20 protein-coding genes are annotated in these 23,025 nt (G+C 41.4%); 16 read left to right on the top strand and 4 right to left on the bottom strand.

The window, feature by feature from the left end:
- Positions 1-31 precede the first annotated feature (31 nt).
- From pheS to lepA, 12 genes are all read left to right on the top strand, one after another.
- A complete protein-coding gene (gene pheS / locus LBC_RS02270; RefSeq protein ID WP_260173427.1) occupies positions 32-1,024 on the top strand; it encodes a phenylalanine--tRNA ligase subunit alpha in 993 nt (330 codons plus the stop codon).
- Positions 1,021-3,345, top strand: a complete 2,325-nt coding sequence (pheT, locus tag LBC_RS02265) for a phenylalanine--tRNA ligase subunit beta (protein WP_221254500.1) — start codon at positions 1,021-1,023, stop codon at positions 3,343-3,345. The genes pheS and pheT overlap by 4 nt, the downstream gene beginning before the upstream one ends.
- Positions 3,342-4,679: a 3-phosphoshikimate 1-carboxyvinyltransferase gene (aroA, locus tag LBC_RS02260; protein ID WP_221254499.1), complete on the top strand. Its 1,338-nt coding sequence runs from the start codon at positions 3,342-3,344 to the stop codon at positions 4,677-4,679. The genes pheT and aroA overlap by 4 nt, the downstream gene beginning before the upstream one ends.
- Complete coding sequence (locus LBC_RS02255) at positions 4,669-5,496, top strand: 4-hydroxy-3-methylbut-2-enyl diphosphate reductase (protein WP_221254498.1); 828 nt, start codon at positions 4,669-4,671, stop codon at positions 5,494-5,496. Before aroA ends, LBC_RS02255 begins: the two co-directional genes overlap by 11 nt.
- 274 nt (positions 5,497-5,770) lie before the next feature.
- The gene (locus LBC_RS02250) at positions 5,771-7,015 is read left to right on the top strand and encodes a hypothetical protein (protein ID WP_221254497.1); all 1,245 of its coding nucleotides are present in this window, start codon (positions 5,771-5,773) and stop codon (positions 7,013-7,015) included.
- A gap of 10 nt (positions 7,016-7,025) precedes the next feature.
- Positions 7,026-7,319, top strand: coding sequence for a hypothetical protein (locus LBC_RS02245; protein WP_221254496.1), 294 nt, complete (start codon positions 7,026-7,028; stop codon positions 7,317-7,319).
- 106 nt (positions 7,320-7,425) lie between these two features.
- Positions 7,426-9,093, top strand: coding sequence for a 30S ribosomal protein S1 (locus tag LBC_RS02240; RefSeq protein ID WP_221254495.1), 1,668 nt, complete (start codon positions 7,426-7,428; stop codon positions 9,091-9,093).
- A 7-nt stretch (positions 9,094-9,100) separates the two neighbouring features.
- Positions 9,101-9,586 (top strand): hypothetical protein, encoded by a 486-nt coding sequence (locus tag LBC_RS02235; RefSeq protein ID WP_221254494.1) that lies wholly within the window; start codon positions 9,101-9,103, stop codon positions 9,584-9,586.
- Positions 9,583-11,160 (top strand): phosphoglycerate dehydrogenase, encoded by a 1,578-nt coding sequence (gene serA, locus LBC_RS02230; RefSeq protein ID WP_221254493.1) that lies wholly within the window; start codon positions 9,583-9,585, stop codon positions 11,158-11,160. The genes LBC_RS02235 and serA overlap by 4 nt, the downstream gene beginning before the upstream one ends.
- Before the next feature lie 87 nt (positions 11,161-11,247).
- On the top strand, positions 11,248-11,814 hold the full coding sequence (gene efp, locus LBC_RS02225; RefSeq protein WP_221254492.1) for an elongation factor P: 567 nt from the start codon (positions 11,248-11,250) through the stop codon (positions 11,812-11,814).
- Between the two features lie 368 nt (positions 11,815-12,182).
- Positions 12,183-13,166: an alpha/beta hydrolase gene (locus LBC_RS02220; protein ID WP_221254491.1), complete on the top strand. Its 984-nt coding sequence runs from the start codon at positions 12,183-12,185 to the stop codon at positions 13,164-13,166.
- A gap of 139 nt (positions 13,167-13,305) precedes the next feature.
- On the top strand, positions 13,306-15,096 hold the full coding sequence (lepA, locus tag LBC_RS02215) for a translation elongation factor 4 (RefSeq protein WP_221254490.1): 1,791 nt from the start codon (positions 13,306-13,308) through the stop codon (positions 15,094-15,096).
- Between the two features lie 861 nt (positions 15,097-15,957).
- Here lepA and LBC_RS02210 read toward each other — a convergent pair.
- From LBC_RS02210 to LBC_RS02200, 3 genes are all read right to left on the bottom strand, one after another.
- Entirely contained in the window at positions 15,958-16,428 is a 471-nt protein-coding gene (locus LBC_RS02210) for a hypothetical protein (protein WP_221254489.1), read from the bottom strand.
- A 15-nt stretch (positions 16,429-16,443) separates the two neighbouring features.
- Entirely contained in the window at positions 16,444-16,920 is a 477-nt protein-coding gene (locus LBC_RS02205; RefSeq protein WP_221254488.1) for a hypothetical protein, read from the bottom strand.
- Between the two features lie 132 nt (positions 16,921-17,052).
- Entirely contained in the window at positions 17,053-17,601 is a 549-nt protein-coding gene (locus LBC_RS02200) for a DJ-1 family glyoxalase III (protein ID WP_221254487.1), read from the bottom strand.
- A gap of 107 nt (positions 17,602-17,708) precedes the next feature.
- Here LBC_RS02200 and LBC_RS02195 point away from each other — a divergent pair, with 107 nt between their 5' ends.
- Both LBC_RS02195 and LBC_RS02190 read left to right on the top strand, forming a co-directional pair.
- A complete protein-coding gene (locus tag LBC_RS02195; protein ID WP_260173426.1) occupies positions 17,709-17,954 on the top strand; it encodes a SelT/SelW/SelH family (seleno)protein in 246 nt (81 codons plus the stop codon).
- Between the two features lie 326 nt (positions 17,955-18,280).
- A complete protein-coding gene (locus LBC_RS02190; protein WP_221254486.1) occupies positions 18,281-18,418 on the top strand; it encodes a hypothetical protein in 138 nt (45 codons plus the stop codon).
- Here the strand turns inward: LBC_RS02190 and argH are convergent.
- Positions 18,399-19,799 carry an argininosuccinate lyase gene (gene argH / locus LBC_RS02185; protein WP_221254485.1) on the bottom strand — a complete coding sequence of 467 codons (1,401 nt, stop codon included), beginning with the start codon at positions 19,797-19,799 and terminating at the stop codon, positions 18,399-18,401. The genes LBC_RS02190 and argH overlap by 20 nt on opposite strands.
- A 139-nt stretch (positions 19,800-19,938) precedes the next feature.
- Here argH and LBC_RS02180 point away from each other — a divergent pair, with 139 nt between their 5' ends.
- Positions 19,939-21,261: a dicarboxylate/amino acid:cation symporter gene (locus tag LBC_RS02180; protein WP_221254484.1), complete on the top strand. Its 1,323-nt coding sequence runs from the start codon at positions 19,939-19,941 to the stop codon at positions 21,259-21,261.
- Positions 21,230-22,504: an amidohydrolase gene (locus LBC_RS02175; protein ID WP_221254483.1), complete on the top strand. Its 1,275-nt coding sequence runs from the start codon at positions 21,230-21,232 to the stop codon at positions 22,502-22,504. Before LBC_RS02180 ends, LBC_RS02175 begins: the two co-directional genes overlap by 32 nt.
- Positions 22,505-23,025 lie beyond the last annotated feature (521 nt).

The raw sequence follows: 23,025 nt of genomic DNA, 5'->3' as shown, positions 1-23,025 counted from the left end.
ATCAGCGTAAAAAATTTTCAAAGGGTAGCAATTGCAGGATTTTGATGGTAGCATTCGTGCTTGTAAGAGTATGGCTGAGCTTGAGCGGGTTAGAGTGGAGGTTTTCGGCAAAAAGGGCTTTTTAACCACTGCTTTTGCGGAGCTAAAAAGCCTAGAAGGAGACAAGAAAAAAGAGCAAGCAGCAAAGCTAAATGCTCTTAGAGATACTCTCTCTGAGCTTATAGAGGAGAAAAAATCGCAGCTAGAACAGGCTGAAATAGACGTTGCTATGAGGGCAAGTGCAGTAGATGTGAGTATGTTTAAACAAAACAGTCAAGCTGGGGCTTTACACCCTGTTATGGCCGTTATGGATAAAATTATAGAGTATTTTATATCTCAGAATTTTGCATTAGAAACTGGACCTTTAATAGAGGATGATTTTCATAACTTCGAAGCGTTAAATTTGCCATCATACCACCCAGCTAGAGATATGCAAGACACATTTTACCTAAAAGATTTTAGAGTACTTCGTACGCATACTAGCCCGGTGCAAATACGCACTATGTTAAGCCAAAAGCCTCCTATTCGCATGATAGCGCCAGGAACTGTTTTTCGTCGTGATTTTGACCTTACTCATACGCCAATGTTTCATCAAGTAGAGGGACTTGTCGTACAAGGAGCAGCAGAGGTTAGCTTTTCAAATTTAAAACATATGCTTGAGGGTTTTTTAAAGCATATGTTTGGCGATATAAGGGTACGCTTTCGCCCTAGCTTTTTTCCTTTTACAGAACCTAGCGCAGAGGCTGATATTAGCTGTATTTTCTGCGGTGGCGATGGTTGTCGCGTCTGTAAGCACACAGGCTGGCTTGAGGTGCTAGGCTGTGGTGTGGTGGACCCAAATGTCTTTAAAGCTGTGGGCTATAAGGACGTGAGCGGATACGCCTTTGGGCTTGGGGTGGAGCGTTTTGCTATGCTGCTACATAGAGTGCCTGATTTGCGTTCGCTTTTTGAGGGAGATTTACGACTTTTGGAGCAGTTTAGATGATTACTTTAAAGCAGTGGATTAATGAATTTATAGATATTTTGGCATTTAGTGCCGACGAGTTAGTAAAAAAACTAAACTCAATAGGACTCGAAGTCGACAGCCATACAAAGCTTGCTATGCCAAAAGGCGTAGTGGTTGGATTTGTCAAAAATGTAGAAAAGCACCCTGACGCAGACAAGCTAAACGTCTGCGAAGTAGATATAGGCAGCGAAGTACTGCAAATAGTCTGTGGTGCACCAAACGTAGCCGCAGGGCAATACGTACCAGTAGCCACCATCGGCACACTCATGCCAAATGGGCTTGAAATAAAGCGTGCAAAGCTGCGTGGAATAGAGAGCTGCGGTATGATATGCTCGGCTGCTGAGCTTGGATTACCTAAACTAAATGACGGCATTTTGCCACTTGATGATAGCATAGGAGAGCTTGTTTTAGGCAAGAGCCTTTGCGATTTTGCCGCCCTAAATGACGACGTCATCGAAGTAGATATAACCCCAAATAGAGGCGACTGCCAGAGCCTACATGGCATAGCCAGGGATTTAAGCGCAGCTTTTGACGTGGGATTAAAAGAGATACAGGGGCTAAAAGAGCCTGAAAATGGGCTAGGCATAGGACGAATTTTATCTCTAAAAGGCGCAGAAAGCTCTCAGGCTTCGCTATCTTACCGTGCATTTGAGCTACCAAAGCCTCTTTCTCTACCACTATTAATGCGCCTTAGGCTTGCCCTAATAGGCACAGAGGCAAAAAGCGCGCCAGAGCAGCTTTGTGAATACTTTACCTATCAAACAGGTGTACTGCTTTGCGCTTATGATTATTCTAAGCTAGCCACCAGCGACGAAAAGGCAAGCATTGAGCTAAAATTAGAAGCAAATGGCGCTACCTCGATACTAGCACACGGGGTAAATTTAGGCACAGTAGGCATATATAAAACCAAAGAGTGCCTAGCAGACGATAACTCAAATACAATCATAATACAAGCCAGCTATCAAGACCCAGATCTAACCTCACGCATAGCCCAGAGTTCTAAACAAAAAACCGACGAGTTATATCGCTCTAGCCGTGGTAGCGAGCCTGAGCTATCTTTAGGGCTTGATATGCTTTTAAATTTTATCCATGACCGTGGAGCCATGGTTTATGCTGGAGCGCAACAAAGCATAAAAGTGCCGGATCAAAAAAGCGTGCATGTAAGCCTTGCTGAAATTGAAGCCATAATAGGGCAAGAAGTCAGCAAAAACGAAGTCATAAGGATACTTAAAAAGCTAGGCTTTGAGATAGATTTTAGCACAGAGGCTGAGTCCATGAGTGTGCGCGTGCCTAATTTTAGACATGATATAGTAAATATTCAAGACATATGCGAAGAGGTCGTACGCATAATAGGTATAGACCAAATAAAAGCAAAAGCGCTGCTATTTTTAGAAGCCAGTCGCATAAATCCGGCCTACACTCGCTATAAAAATGCGCTAAATTTACGCCAGAAAGCGGCAAGCGTGGGCTTTTTTGAAAGCGTACATTATATATTTGATAGTGGCAAAGAGCTTGCCGAGCTTGGTTTTGAACTTTGCGAACAAAAAATAGCAAATCCTATAAATGCCGAATTGGACGAGCTTCGCACGACTTTAATAAATCATTTGTTAAAATCCGCTGAAAGAAATTTAAAAAACCAAAGACGTTGCGTAAAGCTTTTTGAGCTAGGCAGTGTCTTTAGCCAAAAAGGTGAACAAAGAGAAAAAATAGGCTTTATAGCGAGCGGACAAATAAACGAAGCAGGGCTAGTAAGTGGGGCAAAACCAGCTGAGTTTGATCTATTTGGTTTTGCAAATTCACTCCAAACTGTAATAGGCGAAATAGAGCTAAAGCCGAGTAAAGAATACGGCTTTTTAAGCCCATATGAACAAGCATACATACACCAAAATGGTGAATGCGTGGGATATTTAGGACGGATTAATATGGCTGTTGAGACTAAGCGTGATTTAGAGCGTACCTACGTAGCCGAGATAGATTTTGACGCGCTTAAATTTGATAAAAAACTAGCCAAGCCATACTCTAAATTTCCTAGCATTAGCAGGGATTTAAGCCTCGTTATACCTAAAAATCTTGAGTTTTCTCGTGTAACGGAGTGCATAAAATCACTAAAAATACCCGATCTAAAAGAGTTTAACATAGTTGATATTTATAGCGATGAAAAGCTAGGCGATAATAATAGCGTAAGCGTTAAATTTACATTCCAAAATAACGAAAGAACGCTTTTAGACGAAGAGGTAGCCGAGCTTATGGATAAAATTTTATCATCCTTAAATAGCGAACTTGGGATTGGCATTAGATGATAGTAAAGCCACTTAAAAAGCCGTTTTCCGCAGAGCTTTCCCAAATTGCTTCGGATAAATCAATATCTCATAGATGCGCGATTTTTTCACTACTTTGCAATAAAGCAAGCCGAATAAAAAACTACCTAAGCGCAGAGGATACACTAAATACCCTAAACATCATAATAGCCCTAGGCGCCAAGGTAGAAGTGCATGAAAATGGCGCTTTAAGAGAACTAAAACTAGGAGATAGCTTAAAGCTAAAAGGGCTTTATATAAATGAGCTTATAATTACTCCGCCAGAGCAGATAAAAGAGCCTGCCTGCGTACTTGAATGCGGAAACTCAGGCACGGCCATGAGGCTATTTTTAGGGCTTTTGTCCGCTTGCAAAGGGCATTTTATCCTAAGTGGAGATGAATTTTTAAACACTCGCCCCATGAAAAGAGTAAGTGCGCCGCTTACTCAAGTTGGAGCTAAAATTGACGGTAGAGATGATGGTGAGCGAGCACCCATTAGCATTAGAGGGGATAAGTTAAAGTATTTTAAATTTAAAAGCCAAATCTCATCCGCACAGGTAAAAACAGCTCTTATTTTGGCTGGGCTTTTAAGTGAAGGATGTGAGTTTAGTGAGAGTGAGCTAAGCCGAGATCACACCGAAAAAATGCTCCTTGGCATGCAAGCTCCTATAAAAATAAAAGAGAATTCAGAAATTGCAGTAAGCCCACTAAAAACCGCCCTAAAACCACTCGAGATAGAGGTACCAAACGACCCTAGCTCGGCGTTTTTTTACGCAGTTGCAGCCGCTATAATCCCAGATGCAAAAATCGTACTAAAAAACATGCTTTTAAACAAAACACGCATAGAGGCTTATAAAGTGCTTGAAAAAATGGGCGCAAAGATAAAATTTGTCCAAACAAGCACAAAATATGAAAGCATAGGCGACATAGAGGTGGCTTATGCGCCGCTTAAAGCCGTAAAAGTGAGCGAAAATATCTCATGGCTTATAGACGAAGCCCCAGCGCTTGCCATAGCATTTGCCTGTGCAGACGGTACAAGCGAGCTTACAAATGCAAAAGAGCTTAGGGTAAAAGAAAGCGACAGAATAGCTGTGAGCGTAGCTGGACTTAGGGCTTGTGGGATAGAAGCTAGCGAGCTAGAGGACGGTTTTATGGTAACTGGTGGGCGCCCAAAACAGAGTATAATAGACAGCCACGGAGATCATCGCATAGCCATGAGCTTTGCCATTCTTGGGCTTTTATGCGGCATGGAGATTAAAAAGAGTGAGTTTATAGCCACCTCTTTTCCAAACTTTAGTGAGATTTTACGAGACTTAGGAGCAAGTGTTGAAGATTGAGTTAGCTAGTAGTTATGGCTTTTGTTTTGGGGTAAAGCGCGCCATAAAAATCGCTGAAAATACCCCAGGGGGCTCGACGATAGGGCCATTAATACACAACAACGAAGAAATAAATCGCCTAAAAGAGAACTTTAACGTAAAGACCCTACAAAACATAAGCGAACTAAGCAACGAAAAACAAGCCATAATCCGTACTCACGGCATTACAAAAGGCGACTTAGCAAAGCTAAAATCCACAGGCATTGACGTCATAGACGCAACCTGCCCATTTGTAACAAAACCTCAGCAAATTTGCGAGCAAATGAGCGACGAGGGATACACGATAGTGATATTTGGAGATGAAAATCACCCTGAGGTAAAAGGGGTAAAATCCTACGCCAAAGATGGCAAAGTCCACGTCGTGCAAGAGACAAGCGAACTAGACGGATTAAAACTAGGACAAAAGGTAGCCTTAGTAAGCCAAACTACTAAAAAAGTAGATAAATTTATGCAAATCGCCTCGAACCTCATGCTTCGCGTAAAAGAGGTGAGGGTTTTTAACACTATTTGCAATGCCACTTTTGAAAATCAAGAGGCCGTCGCCGAGCTATCAAAACGAGCCGATGTGATGGTAATAATAGGCGGCAAAAATAGCTCAAATACAAAGCAACTTTATCTAATCAGCAAGGCAAACTGCACCCACAGCTATCTAATAGAAAGCGAAAGCGAGCTTGACGCTAGCTGGTTTAATGAAAAAAAGCTGTGCGGCATAAGCGCTGGGGCTAGCACACCCGATTGGATTATCCAAAAAGTAATTGATAAGATAAAAACATTTTAAATTTAAGCTCTATTTTATAAACATTGTTTAAAAGATAATATTAATACTTAAAACATATCCAATAGCTCTCTGCAAAACCTTTTAAGAAGCGAAATATTTGCACGTATTTTAGAATTCAGTAAATTTATGCTAAACAAATTAACCAAAACTGCTCCACTAAACTAAAAAATCCTACCACAAGCAGGGCTATTTACCATAACCCGCCCTGCCCTTGCGTTTTTTTTTTTTTTTGTAAAATTGCTCCTGTTTTAAATTTATTTTCTAAGGATTTAAGATGGAGTTTCCTAGAACAACCGAGCTTTTAAAAAACCCTCCTAAGTTTTCAGATATGTCTGTTTATATCTGGCCAAATATACCAGAAAATAAGGCAAAAAATGCAATAGCAAGCTACGCAAAAGACACAGATGTAAAGCCAAGCCAGATTATGATGTTAGTTGATGATACAGTTTTTGGAAGCGCAAAAGATGGTATGTTTTTTGTTCTTGATGGTATTTTTGGAACTGGTGGAGTGGCTTTTTATTTTGATGATTTTTGTGGCATAAAATTTGAAAAATCCTTTACTGATAGTGGGATTATATTAAGCGAAAAATATAGCGATGGTTTTATTAAAGATTATAAATTTAAGCTAACCTTAGGTAATAAAGATGACTTCACAAAACTTGCTGATTATGTAAATAAACTCATAAATGCAATATCCGAAGACAAAAAAGAAGAGGAGCTAAAAGCCCAAGAGCAAGAAATAGGGCAAGAGATAGATGAAACCACAGAGCAAGAAAGCACCTGCATAGATGAGCTTATAGAATGCGCAGAATATTTGAAAAATTCTGCAATGGCAATTATGGTTATTTTATACTCTATGAAAAGTGGTATATTTTGGGAGCCATTCAAATATGATAAAGAAAATTACTTAGCGTTATATTTAAGACTAAATAATGAACTGGAAAGCTTGATGGATAAAATTGCTAATGCGGAATTAGACAATGAGCTAGACGCTAAAAGCCTTGATAAATTTAAAGCCTTTATTAAGCCATATTCTTGTTTAAAAGATGAGTTTTTAAGACTACTAAATGAGATATTTGATACAGAAATAACTGTGGAAAAAATCATAGAAGAATTTAGCGCAGACGACGAAGATAAACCCCTAGATGACAGCACCATAGCTGGCTTTTTGCAAAATGCAATAATACTACCAGTCATAGATGATAGCGAGCTAGATATTTTAAAAACCCAAGCCATAAATCTTCAAAAAGCGAAAGCAGATAAGCCAAAAAGCGAAAGCAAAATGCTAGCAGCTTTAAATAATTTCATATCCACTAATAAAGATGGGGTGCTTTCTAAACTAAAAGATAACGGCATTATGGTAACAGCAGCGGCATTAAACAACGACGCAGTTATCCTAAGGGTTGCTAGCATTATCCACGGCATATTGCCTGCACCGATTAGAATTTTTGTCAATCTTTCAACGGTCGAAAATTTTTTACTAGAAAATAGATACTGGCTAATAGAAAAACTAAAATAAAGGATGTAAAATGAAAAAATACTATTTTGAGGTTAAATACACTCTACAAGGAAGTGCCAATGGGCATTTTTACACAGATAGGAGAGTTTTAGCAACTGGAGTTTTAGAAGCGAAAAACAAAATAAAAGCCAGACACAACGGCAAAGCTAAAATAATATCTTGTGTAAAGGTAGCCGAATATAAAGAGGAAAACAGTAGCACAAATTACTCCTCTTTAGGCTCTATTTTTGGTATGGCAGCAGTTGGTATAGCTGGGGCATTTTTAGGCAGTAAAATAGCCAAGAATAAAAAAGATAAGGATTAAATTTAAAATTCATTATAAAATTTGAAGCTTATATTAAGCAGTATTTAAGTATAATTTGGGGCTTTACTCTAAAAAGAGCTTAATAAAAATAAAAAAGGACCATCAGATGGCTGTGAACAAGGGCGTTTCACTAAACAAAATAGACGAGATAGAAGATGTAGATTTTGCTGCATTGCTCGAGGAGTCTTTCAAAAAAACTGAAGAAGACAGCGAAGGTGCTATCGTAAAAATCGAGGGCGATGAGGTATTTGTCGATGTTGGCAAAAAATCAGAAGGCATACTGCCACTAGAAGAAATTTTAGACGCAAACGGCAATGCAACCTACAAAATAGGCGACAACATCAAAGTAGTCATCACTGGCTCAAGAGGCGGTAGACCTACGTTATCTCATAAAAAGGCACTGCAAAAAGAGAAGGTAAAAGCCTATATCGCAGCCTATGATCCAGAGGCGGCAAATGAGCCGTTTGACATTAAAATAGTCGGTAAAAATAGAGGTGGCTTTGTGGGGCTTGATGAAAATGGTGTGGAATTTTTCCTACCAAAAACTCAGTCTGGGTTTAAAAACTCAAATGATATAGTCGGTAAAACATACAAAGTAAAAGTCATAAAAGTAGACGCAGACGAACAAAGCGTAATAGTCTCAAGAAAACGCATACTAGACGATGAACGCCGCAAGAGAAAAGAGGCTCTAGCAAGCGTAGTAGGTAGCGAAGAGATTATAGAGGGCGTAATTAAAAAAATCACAACCTATGGTATGTTTGTAGATGTTGGTGGCATTGATGGACTTGTGCATTATAGTGAGATAAGCTACAAAGGACCAGTAAACCCAGGAAATATATACAAAGAGGGCGATACAGTAGCTGTTAAAGTCATAAACTATGACAATGAAAAAAGACACTTATCACTATCGATTAAAGCAGCAATGCCTGATCCTTGGGAAGAGATAAAAGACGGACTAGATGTGGGCGATACGATAAAAGTCGTAGTAAGCAATGTCGAGCCATACGGTGCTTTTGTCGACCTTGGCAACGACATAGAGGGCTTTTTGCATATTAGTGAAATAAGCTGGGATAAAAATATCAAAAATCCAAAAGAGCATATAAACGAGGGTGATGAGATAGATGTCGAAGTCATCGAAATAGATGCAAAAGCTCGCAGACTAAGAGTAAGTCTAAAAAGCTTACTGCCAAAGCCATTTGATGAATTTAGCGCAAAATACAAAGAAGGCGATGTGGTAAAAGGCGAAATAACGACTATCACAAATTTTGGTGCATTTGTAAAAGTTGGCGCAGTAGAAGGGCTTTTGCACAATGAGGACGCCTCTTGGGATAGAGCGGTACGTTGCAAAGATAGCTTTAAAGTAGGCGATATAGTAGAGGCAAAAATCATAAAAATAGACTCAAAAGAACAGAAATTTAGCCTTAGTCTAAAAGACCTACAACAAAGCCCGGCTGGGGAGTTTGCCCAGAATTTTAAAGTAGGCGATATAGTAAAAGGCAAAATCCGCGACATCAAAGACTTTGGTGTATTTGTCGAGCTTGATGGAGGCATAGATGCATTAATTCGCAAAGAGGATCTAGGCGAAACTGATGAGGCTAGCTTAAAAGTAGGTGACGATATAGAAGCTGCCATTGCTTTTATAGATGAAAAGAAAAATCGCATACGCCTAAGCGTACGCCGCCTAGCTCGCCAAAAAGAGAGAGAAACTCTAAACGAGATAAACGGCGATGACAAGATGACTTTAGGCGATCTTATAAAAGAGCAACTAAAGTAAGACGTCTATGGGGCGCCACATACTCTTAGCTATAATAATCACTCTACTTATTATACTTGGGGCGTGTGGCTTTGCCTTATATAAATACGCAAATATAGGTATATTTGAGACTAGTCAAAGCATATCCAACGAGACCCCAATCCTTATACAGCAACAAAATAGCGATAGCTCAGACTGGGTATCGCAGCTAGCAAATGTCAAAAAACCGAACCTCACTCTACCTGTTAATGAAATCTTTATCGAATTTATTCGCACACCAAAAGCACAAACAACTCGTGAAGCATATCTGCTTTTAATAGATAAAAATGACATATACTCACTATTTTGCATAAGAGAGGTTTTAAATGGAGCTGGAGTGGATTTTACAATAGTTAAAGATATACTTAAAAGCCAAATATACCTAAATACAAAAGATGACAAGCTCTTAAAGCGCGTAATACAGGAGCTTAAAAACTACGATATACATTCAAAAGTGAGGGAGGTTAGACTGTGAAAACCATAATAGTTTGCGACGCTATACATGAAGCAGGGCTAGAACTACTAGCCAAAGAGAGCGATATAAATGTCATAAATGCCATAAAAGTACCAAAAAATGAGCTTTTGCCGCTTTTGGCTGATGCTGATGTTGCAATCACAAGAAGCTCAACCGATGTGGATGATAAATTTATCCACTCAGCCAAAAAAATAAAAGCTATCGTACGCGCAGGTGTTGGCGTGGATAATGTAGACATAAATGAATGCTCTCGCAGAGGCATTATAGTGATGAATGTGCCAACAGCTAATACCATAGCCGCCGTTGAGCTTACCATGGCACACCTTTTAACTGCCGCTAGAAGCTTCGTTTATGCACACAACGACTTAAAACAAGATAGAATTTGGAAGCGTGAAAAATGGTACGGCGTGGAGCTTTTTGGCAAAAAGCTAGGCGTTATAGGCTTTGGAAATATCGGCTCAAGAGTCGCCGCCCGTGCAAAGGCGTTTGGCATGGAGATTATAGCCTACGACCCATACATAAACCCAGCCAAAGTCATCGATATGGGCGGAGAGTACACTAAAAATTTTGATGATATTTTGGCTTGTGATTTTATCACCATTCACACCCCAAAAAATAGCGAAACTATCAACATGATAGACGAAGCTCAAATAGCAAAAATGAAAGATGGAGTGAGGCTTATAAACTGCGCGCGTGGAGGACTTTATAACGAAGCAGCTCTTGAAGCGGCGCTAAAAAGTGGCAAAGTCGCCTTTGCTGGAATAGATGTGTTTAATAAAGAACCAGCCACTAATCACCCCCTTTTAGACCTAGATAACGTAAGCGTTACACCACACCTTGGCGCAAACACCTTAGAATCACAAAAAAACATAGCCATACAAGCAGTGGAGGCAGCCATAAGCGCGGCTCGTGGTATAACCTATCCAAATGCCTTAAATTTACCTATCAAAGCAGACGACCTGCCACCGTATCTTGAGCCTTACATAGAGCTTACTAGCAAGATATCCTTCCTAGCTGCGCAGCTAAATAAAGGCGTAATAAAATCAGTCAGGCTTGAGTGTGAGGGAGAGATAAATGAGCACAAAGACTCGCTCATCACCTTTGCCATTGTTGGGGCTTTAAAAGAGATAGCAGGCGAGAAAATCAACTATGTAAATGCCAAATTTCTAGCCGATGAAAAAGGCATCATCACAGAAGCCCACAGCGCCCCAGAAAGCGGCTATAAAAGCAAAATCACAGTAAAAGTCGCAACCGAAACAGACGTCATTAGCATAGGCGGAACAGTCTTTGATGAACGAGAACAGCGTATAGTCGATATAAACGGCTTTAAAACAGACTTTAAGCCAAAAGGCAAGATGATATTTTTCAAAAATAACGACGTCCCAGGCGTCATCGCCCAAGTTGCAAGCATACTAGCAAAAGCAAACATCAACATAGCAGATTTTAGACTAGGGCGTGGCGAGGGCGGTAGTGCGCTTGCAGTTATTCTAGTCGATGAAAGCGTAGATAAGCATACACTTGAGGCATTAAATGCACTTGAGACTTGTATTTGGGCAAAATACGCAGTAATTTAAGGCTTGATTTTATAAAATACAAGTCGCAAAACAGCCAACTGTCTTTTTGGGCTTTTGGCAGATTTTAAATTTAACAAAGGAGAAAAAATGGCTTCATATTCAATGGGCGACCTTAAAAAGGGTCTAAAAATCGAAATCGACGGTGTGCCGTATAAAATCGTGGAGTACCAGCACGTAAAACCAGGTAAGGGAGCAGCGTTTGTGCGTGCTAAAATCAAATCATTCGTAGACGGCAAGGTACTTGAAAAGACATTTCACGCGGGCGATAAGTGCGAACAGCCAAATCTAGAAGAAAAGCAGATGCAATACCTTTATGATGATGGCGAGTACTGCCAGTTTATGGACACCGTTACCTACGAGCAAGTCGCAATTGCTGATGAGGACGTGGGGGACGTTAAAAAATGGATGATTGATGGAATGATGGTGGATATTTTGTTTCACAACGGCAAGGCCATCGGCGTTGAAGTCCCACAAGTTGTCGAGCTAAAAATCGTCGAGACTCCGCCAAATTTCAAAGGTGACAGCCAAGGCGGCAAGAAGCCAGCCACGCTTGAAAGTGGTGCAGTGGTGCAGATTCCATTTCACGTCCTTGAAGGCGAAGTTATCCGTGTGGATACACAGCGTGGGGAGTATATCGAGCGCGCAAGCAAATAATAAATTTAAACAGGCGCATATATTTAATGATTTGATAAATTTGCGCCTGTTTTAGCTAGAAGTTTAATCAAACTAAAAACGCAAGCTGCGCGGCTATTTGGGCTTGATTAAGCTTTAACACACTTTAAATTTATCCCTGCCACCCAAAGGTATTTTTAGCAGGGATTGTTAATGTTTAAGCATAGTTTAAGGCTTGCTTTTGATTTTGCAGTGTGTGATCTATAGCAATAAATTTTACAAAAGCTTTACCTTTGTGCGCATAATATAAGCAAAGCCGACACCGACAAAAACAGAGCCTTTTAATAATCAAATGGGGGACTTACCCACCCCACCCCTGATTTTACATTTTCACAAGATAAGGATAAAATATGAAAAAGCTCCTACTTTTAGCCCTTTTTAGCCTACTTTTAAATGCGTCAGAATTTAAAAGCTTCAAGTATCTCCCGCAGGAATTTAAGCCAATCGCAAAAGACTGGGCTAGCGACATATCAAGTCTAGAACAGGTCAAAGAGTGGCAAAACTACATGCTAGAGCAAGCAAAAAGCGCACGCAAGCCAGACTTTGCACGCAAGGCAAAGCTAGCAGGTGCGCCTGATGTAAGCTTATACTTTTACCTGCCTAGCGCAAAAAGTGACAAGCCCCTGCCAGCCATTTTCTTTATCCACGGCGGCGGATATTTAGTAGGCTCAGCACTCAGTGGTGGTGACGCATTTTACGCACTGGCAAATAGCGTAAATGCCGTCATCATCAGCCTGGAGTACCGCCTATCTACTACTGCGCCCTTTCCAGCGCAACTAGATGACGCTTATGCTGGGCTTAGCTATGTCTTTACCCACGCTGCCCTGCTTGGCATAGACAGCAGCCGCATAGCCATTATGGGCGAGAGCGCTGGGGGCAATCTAGCCGCCGCACTTGCGCTATACGCTAGAGATATGGGTGAGTTTAGCCCACTTGCGCAGATACTCATCTATCCTATGCTTGATTACACCACAGCTGCGCCTAAATCGCCGCTAGCTGGGGAGTTTATCTGGACTGCTGGCTCAAATCGCTTTGCATGGGAGGTTTTAAAGGGTGGCAAGAATTTATCACAAAAAGAGCTTGGCTATTTCTCTCCATCATACGCCAGCGATTTACATGGCTTGCCACGTGCGCTTATAATGGTCGGCGGGCTTGATCTATTTGCTGATGAAGACATAGAATACGCTAGAAGGCTCTTAGCTAGCGGCGTGCAAACGCAGCTTTTTGTCTTACCTAACTTTTTGCACGCATACGAGCACATTATGCCAAATAGTCCACTAAGTGCCGAGTTTATCCGCACAAGGGATAAGGCGATAGATAAAATTTTAAACTAACTTTTTTGCGTCAAGCCGCGCAAGACTATGTATTTATGCGTGGCTAAATGGCACAAACTACCTGCAATCTTACATGTTTATTAAGTTTTTAACTCTTTTTTGATAAAATCAAGCCTTTAAATTTAAACGAAAGCAAAAGATGAATAATATACGAAACTTTAGCATTATAGCCCACATAGACCACGGCAAAAGCACCTTGGCTGACCGCATAATAAGCGAGTGCGGCGCAATCGAAGAACGCCTGATGAAAAAGCAGATGATGGATACTATGGAGATAGAACAAGAGCGTGGAATAACGATAAAAGCGCAGTCCGTGCGGCTTGATTATACGCTTAACGGCGCGCCTTATGTGTTAAATTTAATAGACACCCCAGGGCACGTGGATTTTAGCTACGAAGTAAGTCGCAGTCTAGCCAGCTGCGAGGGCGCGCTGCTAGTAGTCGATGCCACTCAAGGCGTGGAAGCGCAGACCATCGCAAACGTCTATATCGCGCTTGAGCATAATCTTGAGATAATACCAGTGATAAATAAAATCGACCTGCCATCAGCTGATCCGCAGCGGGTAAAGGACGAGATAGAGCATATCATCGGCATCGATTGTAGCGGTGCGATCGAAGTAAGCGCAAAGACTGGTGTGGGCATAAAGGAGCTCATTGAAGCCATAATCGAGCGAGTGCCAGCACCAAAAACTAACGAAGCAAAGCCCCTAAAAGCGCTCATTTATGATAGCTGGTTTGATAACTATCTGGGGGCGCTTGCTCTGGTGCGCCTATATGATGGGGCGGTGAAAAAGGGTGATGAAGTACTGGTAATGGGGACTGATAAGCGTCATATGGTGCTTGATCTGATGTATCCAAATCCGCTTGCACCCATAAAGACTGCTAGCCTAAAAAGCGGCGAAGTGGGCATAATTGTGCTTGGGCTAAAAAACGTAAGCGATGTGAGCGTGGGTGATACGATAACGCTAGCTAAAAATAGAGCGAGTGAGCCTGTGGGTGGCTTTGAGCGGGCTAAGCCCTTTGTCTTTGCTGGGCTTTATCCGATTGAGACGGATAGGTTTGAAGAGCTGCGAGATGCGCTTGATAAGCTGCGGCTAAATGATAGCTCGATTAGCTACGAGCCTGAGACTTCGGCAGCACTTGGCTTTGGCTTTAGGGTGGGCTTTTTGGGCTTACTGCATATGGAAGTGATAAAAGAGCGGCTCGAGCGAGAGTTTAATCTTGACCTAATCGCCACAGCTCCGAGTGTTACCTATAAAGTCATTCAAACCGATGGAACGGCAATAAACGTAACAAATCCTAGCGAGTTACCACCTGTAAATAAGATAGAGGTGATAAAAGAGCCATACGTAAAAGCCACCATAATCACTCCAAGTGAGTATTTAGGTAACATTATCACGCTTTTAAATAACCGCCGAGCCGTGCAAACTAAGATGGACTACATCACGCCAGAGCGGGTGCTGCTAGAATATGACGTGCCGCTAAATGAAATAGTGATGGACTTTTACGATAAGCTAAAATCAGCCACAAAGGGCTACGCTAGCTTTGATTATGAGCCTAGCGATTACAGGGCTGGAGAGCTTGTAAAGCTCGATATAAAAGTAGCTGGTGAGGCAGTAGATGCTCTCTCAATCATAGTGCCAGAAGCCAAAGCTGCAAGCCGTGGCAGGGAGCTAGTAAAGGCCATGAAGGAAATCGTCCCTCGCCAGCTTTTTGAAGTAGCCATACAGGCCAGCATAGGAAATAAGGTCATCGCCCGCGAAAATGTAAAATCAATGGGTAAAAACGTAACAGCCAAATGCTACGGCGGCGACATCACCAGAAAACGAAAGCTCCTAGAAAAGCAAAAAGAGGGTAAAAAGCGAATGAAAGCCATAGGCAAGGTACATCTACCACAAGAAGCATTTTTAAGCGTACTGAAGATTGATTAGGCTTAACTCTAGAAACCAACTCATCTCACTTTCGCTTGACTTCGCCCTATTCCGACTATCTCACGATACTTTGCATACAGCTAGTCCTTGCGAAGCAATCTCCAGCCATTGCGATTTAAAAATTTGACACAGACAAATTTTTAAATAATAGTAACCTTTCTAACGTCGTTTGGGCTAGAGGGTTACTAGGGGGATCGACTTCGTAACTCATCCCATTTTCCCTTAGCGCAAAAAGAAAGCTGTAGCGTTAAGCAAACTTAGCCCTTAACGTAAAAAGAAAAATCATAAATATAAAAATAAATTTAAATTCAAGCCACAAACCAAAATAATCCAAAGTTTCTGCGGTTTTGCCCCATACTCCGATAATTTAAGCCCCAAAATATAAGCCTATCAATCTACCACACCTAGCCAAAAAAAGGGGGGGGGATAAATACACGCTTAAGATAGAGTACTCAAAAATTAGCGTAAATAAGGGTAAATGTAGGCTTTATGGCTGGAACAAAGCGCCAAATTATACCACCAAAATATGGCGCAATATAGCAGAGCGTCATTTTGGGCGTGCTATCTTTGTTTATGAATGGCGCAAGCGAGACAGCCAAAATAAATCGCGGATACTACGCCGCATACACGCAAAAAATCTAAAAAGCCTCACAGATAATAGGCTTAGTACGCTAGATTATGGAGATAGCGTCAGGATTGCTGCGAATTATGAGTGCGAAAAAATTTTATAAATAGTCCTACCAACAAGAAAGGGCACAATGCTATTTACTGCGAAATAAACTCGCCCTAGCTTTTATCCAGTCAAATTTACCGCTAAATTTGGCTTTTTAGCGTATTTTAGCGGTAAAATCTTGCGTAAATTTATTCTACTTCGATATAAATTTCACCTCTGCCGTTATCATACGCAGAGTATGTTAGTTTTTGCTGGTTTATGGTTTCTTGCCACGTCGTATTTTTCTGCCTTGCCACTTCTTTAAGCTCGGATAACGCCCGTCTAAAGATAGCGTCAGCCAATGGCGACTGTGTGTTAGTTATTGTTTTTGAGATTTTAATAAAATCCTCTTCGCTCATATCTTTTTTGTAGCTATAATAGGCAGTACAGTAGGAACGTTTGTTGGTATCGTCCATTTTGGTTAGGTCTATTTTTATATTATCTATATTTTTCTCAAGTAAATCTATGTACTCATAAAAGCCGTTTTCATCGGCACTATATCCGCCTTTTATCGCCATTGCGCTAAAAAACATATCATTGCTAGCGCAGTCATAATCATCACTACAACCAGTCAAAAATAGAGCAAACCCAGCCGCCATACTAAAAGCAAATTTTTTCATTTTGCGCTCCTAGTTTTATCTTTTTAACATAAGACCAAATATAGTATTTAGCACTATATTTACAGCAAAAAACACCACCACGCTTAGCCACATAGGGTTTTTGCCGCCTTTTAAAGCAGCGTCATCGCCGCTATCTAGGGCTTTTTCAAAGCGTTTTGCCATATTAAATTTAGAAGTATACATTGTTGTAAACAAAATAGCAGTAGAAATAGCAGAGTTTAGAGCGTCATTGACAAATAAAGATATAATCCACGCTATAAACACTACTGAAAAATCAAAATAAAGCTTGTATCTAAATAAAAACCCAAAGGTAAAAAGCCCCCACCAAGTCCAAGAAGGCTTAAATTTTAGCCTTACCCCACCGCCTGCTTTGAAAAATTTCTCAAATGTCGGGGCTAGCTTTTTAGCGTCGTTTGCGTCATCTAGGTAGATGGCTAGCTTTTGCTCTAGAAGCTCACGGTTAGAAAAAACTGACTTAGCATAATCAGTCATAGCGTCTCCTTAAAATAAAATAAAAACGCCGATATTCTACCCCCCCCCCTTAATTTTCGATTAAAGAGAGGCAAAAGCTAGAAAATGTAGTTTTGACGCCCTACTAAATAACGCCAGAATAAGGATAGTGGGTTAAGCAAAAAGCAAGCCAGCTGCCACTTCGCGCGCGCACTCATCGCCTTTTAGGGCGCACACTATCTCCAGTGCAAATTTCATTGAAAGCGCAGGCCCCTTACCAGTTATGACGCCATTAGAGACCAAAACATCGCAATTAGGCACGTATCCGCTTGCACTAGCACGCACATTCTCCTCAAAGCCAGGATAGCACACAAAGCTCTCACTAAGCACGCCAGCTGCTTCAAGTGCCATGGGCGCGGCGCAGATTGCGGCTACTATTTTGCCCGCATTTTTCATTTTTACCAGCAGGCTTTTTAAAGCACTTGAGTTTGCTAAATGCTCCGCCCCTGGCAAGCCACCTGGTAAAACAACTGCACTTAAATCCTCCGCCCTAAGCTCTCCTAGCGTGGTATCAGCCACCACCCTTACACCGTGAGCGCCTGATACCTCAGCGCTAGCAAGCCCTGCCACGCTCACCTCTATCCCAGCACGACGCAGCACATCTACGCAGCTTATCGCCTCTATCTCCTCAAACCCTTCAGCCAAAATCACAGCCACTTTCATAAAATCTCCTTTTTTGCAGCTTTTATCAAAAATATAGCGTAATAATAATATAAATTTAATCTTTTTACGATAAAATCAAAATCCAAATCAAACAAAGGAGCATTGCAATGCGTGTAAAAATCACATACTGCAACTCTTGAAACTATCGACCAGTAGCCTCTAGGGTAGAGGATGAGATAAAGCAAAACTTCGATGGTGCAAGTGTTGAGAAAGTAATAGGCAGTGGAGGAAACTTCATCGTTGAGGTTGACGGCAAAGTCGTTTTTTCAAAAAAGGATTTAATAGGCACAAGCGAGCCTAGATTTCCAACTGGCGGCGAGATTACTCGCTTAATAAACGAAGCGAAAGCTTAATTCAAGCATAGGGGTTGCATTTTGCTCCCCTACTTTTAAATTTAATACGCAAATAATACTTTTATTTTTATCAAGAAACGAGCTACCGCTACAAAACCGCAGAAACTTTGGATTATTTTGGTTTGTGAATTGCATTTATTTTTATGTTTTTATTTTACGCACATAGTTTTTCTTTTTTACGCCAGGGGGAAAGAAGCTTGAATTACGAAAGTAGCACCCCTCCCCCTTTTTTTCTAACCCAACAGGGTCGCTATTATTTAAAATTTGTCTGCGTCAAATTTTTAAATCTCGACGTTTAGAATTTATTCTGCGGCATTAAGCAGAGAATGCGAAGTATCGCTCGTCTTGGCAAGGCGGATTTAAATTTTTACGACCAAGTATACAGACAGCGTGAGAGCAAAAATTTAAATCCAACGAAACATAGCAAAACAAGACGGGCTGGATTTAAGACAAAGAAAAATTAGTGTCCAACCATGCACTTATCATATCAAGCTGAGACTGCACGCTTGTTTCGGACGTTCCGCCATATGAGCGCCTAGCCTGCATAGACGCCGCAAGACTTAACGCGCTTAAAGCCTCGTCACTATTTAGTACCTCATCGACGCTTGATAGCTCGGTCTTGCTTAGCTCACTTAGGTCCTTGCCAAGGCTCTCAGCTAGTGCCACAGCCCGCCCAGTGATGTGATGAGCCTGCCTAAATGGCACGCCGCAGCTTTTAACCAAATAATCAGCCAAATCAGTTGCGCTTAAATGTCCTTTTTTGCAAGCATTCATCATTGCGCCCTTATCAAAGCTTGAGCTTTTTAGCATTTTTGCTAATATCTCAAGCGAGATAAGCGCCGTATCAACGCTATCAAAAAGCCCCTCTTTATCCTCTTGCATGTCTTTATTATAAGCTAGCGGTAGGGATTTTAGAGTCGTCAAAAGTGCGATTAGATTCCCATACACACGCCCAGTTTTGCCACGTATTAGCTCGGCTACGTCTGGATTTTTCTTTTGCGGCATTATGGAGCTGCCGGTGGAGAATTTATCACTTAGCTTCATAAATCCAAACTCGCTAGAGCACCACAGCACGATCTCTTCACAAAGCCTAGAAGTGTGCGTAAAAATGGTCGCTATATTAAAAAGCATCTCAAGCGCAAAATCACGATCGCTCACGCTATCCATGGCATTAAATGTAGGCGCGCTAAAGCCCAAAGCCGCAGCGGTCTGCGCTCTATCAATGGGGTGCGGAGTACCTGCTAGTGCTGCTGAGCCAAGGGGGCAGAGGTTGGCTCTATCATAGCTTGATTTTAGCCTGTCAAAATCTCGCATAAACATAAAAATATAAGCACAAAGGTGATACGCTAGGCTAACTGGCTGAGCGTGCTGAAGATGTGTAAATCCCGGCATAAGACTAAGGGTATGCTCGCGCGCTATCTCAAAAAGGGTGTGAATTAACGTATAAAGCCGCCCTCTAATGCTTAAATTTGACTTTTGGGTATAAAGACGAAAATCGAGTGCGACTTGGTCGTTTCTGCTTCTTGCGGTGTGAAGCCTACCTGCAATATCAACCCCCACTATCTGCCCCAAACGCTTCTCAACTGCCATATGTATATCCTCATCAGCTATTAAAAAGCTAAACTCCCCTCGCTCAATCTCGCCCAAAATCTGCTCTAGCCCAGCTTTCATAGATGCCGCCTCAGCTTGGCTTATAATGCCACAACTTGCTAGCATAGCGCTATGGGCGATACTGCCAGCTATATCCTCTTTATAAAGCCTTTTATCAAATTTAATCGAGGCATTAAACTCCTCAAGCAGCGCATCGCTTGCTTGGCTAAATCTACCCGCCCACATCTTTGACATATGTATTCCTTTTTTAAATTTAAAGCACCATTTTAGCGAGTTTGTGCTTAAAACAGGCAAATAGATAAGTCTTGTTTAATTTTAGTTAATGTAATATTATAAATAAAAAATAAAGCCTAAATGAAAGATATAAAATCCCATGAGTGAAATTTTTAAAATCTATATCAGGACAAATTTACTTTTAAGAATTCTCATAGCACTTGTACTAGGGCTCATTTGTGGGCTTATTTTCCCAAATCAGCAGGGCATAAGTATGGCTCTTGATATATTCTCAACACTAGGAGATATCTTTATCAGGCTTTTAAAAATGCTCGTAATGCCCGTAGTTTCCTGCTCTTTGATAGTAGGAATGGCAAGCATTTTGCCCTCTAATATAGGCAAAATAGGCATAAAAATCATAGCCTTTTATACACTTACATCAATATGCGCCATAATCATAGGGCTTGGTATATCAGCGCTACTAGCAACAGGCGCTAACGTAGACTTGCAAATCCACGAAGCTCCGAGTCCAAACCCTCAAATGCCAAACCTCCTTTCCGTGCTTTTAAGCCTAATCCCAACAAACCCCTTTAACACCATAGCCCACCAAGAAGTCCTGCCTAGCGTATTTTTCTGTGCAATTTTTGGCATAGCGCTGGCATTTTGTAAAAACAGCAAGGATGCGAGTATAAAAGAGGCGTCTGGGCTGGTTTTTAAATTCTTTGAAGGCATAAGCGCAGTTATTTTTAAAATAGTGGGATGGGTCATGCAGTATGCGCCCATAGGGGTATTTTCGCTTATTTTTGTAGTATTTGCCAAAAATGGAAAAGAGGCATTTGGTACTCTTGCTGATATGACTATGACTGTGTATGCTGGTTTTATAGCCCAAATAGCCATAGTCTATTTTGGCATCTGTCTTTTTCTTAAGCTAAATCCGATTAAATTTATCAAAAAAGTAAGACTACCCATGCTTACAGCCTTTATCACGCGCTCATCAGCCACTAGCATACCCATATCAATTCAAACAGCGCAAGAACGAATGGGTATCTCACGCCATCTTTCGAGCTTCACCCTACCACTTGGGGCTACAATAAACATGGACGGAACCACCATATGTTTAGGAGTTTGCGTAACATTTATAGCAAATTTAGCTGGCATAGAACTAAATGCAAGCGCATATATAAGCATAATCCTAACCTCCCTACTCGCCTCCATAGGTACAGCTGGAGTACCAGGGGCTGGGGCTATAATGCTTATTATGGTGCTTGAGAGTATAGGGCTAAAGGTAGAAGCAAATAGCACAATAGCGGTGGCTTATGGCATGATACTAGGCATTGACGCACTTCTTGATATGGGACGAACAAGCATGAATGTAACAGGCGATATAATGGGGACTTTGGCTATAGCAAAGAGCCAAAATAGCATAGATATGTCAAAATGGAGTGATGAAAATGAAAGAGTGCTTAAGCAGGCTCAGGCGTGAATTTCATGCTTATCCTGAGGCAGGATGGGAGGAGTTTTACACTACAGCAAAGATTATTGAATACGTAAAAGAGCTTGACTGCTTTGAAATTCTAACCCAAAAAGAGTGCATAAACGAGAGCTTTTTACGTGGACGAGACGTAGACGCCGTAAAGGCAAGCAGGCAAATGGCGCTTAAAAACGGAGCAAAAGAGGAAATTATTGACGCACTAGGAGAGATAACTGGCTGTGTGTGCGTCTTTGACAGTGGTAGAGCTGGGGCTAGTATTGGGCTTAGATTTGATATAGACTGCGTGTGTGTAAGCGAGAGTAAAAACCCGTCGCACGCACCACAAAAGCTTGGATTTGCCTCTAAAAACGAAGGCAGAATGCACTCATGCGGACATGATGGGCATATTAGTATAGGGCTTGGGGTGGCGAAATTTATAAGCCAAAATAAGCACCTGCTAAACGGCAAAATAAAGCTCATTTTTCAACCAGCCGAAGAGGGCGTAAGAGGCGGGGCAGCAGTGGCGAATAGCGGCGTGCTAGATGATTTAGACTATCTTATGGCATGTCATATTGGATTTTGTGCAAAAAGTGGCGAGATAGTGATAAATCCGACAAATTTCTTATGCACGAGCAAGGTTGACGTTAAATTTAAAGGCTTGGCATCGCATGCTGGCGCAAGCCCAAATGAGGGCAAAAACGCCCTACTGGCTGCTTGCTTTGCTGTAACACAAATGCACGCAATCTCAAGGCACGGCGCTGGAATGAGTCGCATAAATGTGGGACGCATTGAGGCTGGAAGCGGACGAAACGTCATAGCAGATAGTGCAAAACTAGAAATAGAAGTAAGGGGTGAGACAAGTCAAATAAACGCCTATATGCTAGAAAGGGTGCGCGCAATCGCTCTTTCTAGCGCGCAGGCGTGGGATGTGGAGTGCGACATACAAATCGTAGGCGAAGCGTGCGAATTAGAAAACTCAAAAGAGTTGACAGAGCTTTTAGATGGGGTTTTAAAAGATGACAAGGAGCTTAAAAATCGCTTTAGCACTGTAATTAAAACGAGAGAATTTAACGCTAGCGAGGACGCTACACTGCTTATCCGCCGAGTACAAGAATGCGGAGGCAAGGCATGCTATTTTATCCTAGGGGCTGATATAAAAGCAGGGCATCATAGCAGCGATTTTGACTTTGACGAGGGGGTTTTAGAAAGCGGGGTAATGCTGTATCAAAAGCTACTTTTAAAGCTTTTGACTTAGACTATGATAGGCTTTAATCTAGCGCTCGCCCCAGAGGGCTTTAGCTGCTTTATTAAATTCTAATAACAACCTAACCTAACCAGGCTAAATATGATAAACTTAACTCACGCAAAATCTGCCTCATGCGTGCGATTATGAAATTTATAGGCTATGCGCCGTGCATATAAGTGGCTTATTAATCGCTCATATTGCAGCACGATGTCTGGTTTCGCTTATTTAATAAAGCTACTCTTTAGTTTACAAAAATACTACGTATTATATTACCCTAGCAGGGTAGCTGCGCTTGCACACATAAAGCTAAAGCGAGCTTCTTTAAGACGTAGCTTCTACAAAAACAAACGAAGTGCAGTTTATTTAAAACGAGCGTATACGGTCAGCGTAGTCGATGTTTATTAAAAGTATCAGACAAAGCCTAGCAAAATGGAGTAGACAAATATATCCGCCTGCAATTAGCCGCATAAAAACTAGCAGGCTTTATTTAGAGTATTTTCCAAATTTTATATCAAGCTTTGCAATAGCTA

The organism is Campylobacter sp. 19-13652 (assembly GCF_019702925.1).
Lineage (GTDB): Bacteria > Campylobacterota > Campylobacteria > Campylobacterales > Campylobacteraceae > Campylobacter_A.
This window is presented reverse-complemented; position numbering and strand designations above follow the sequence as displayed.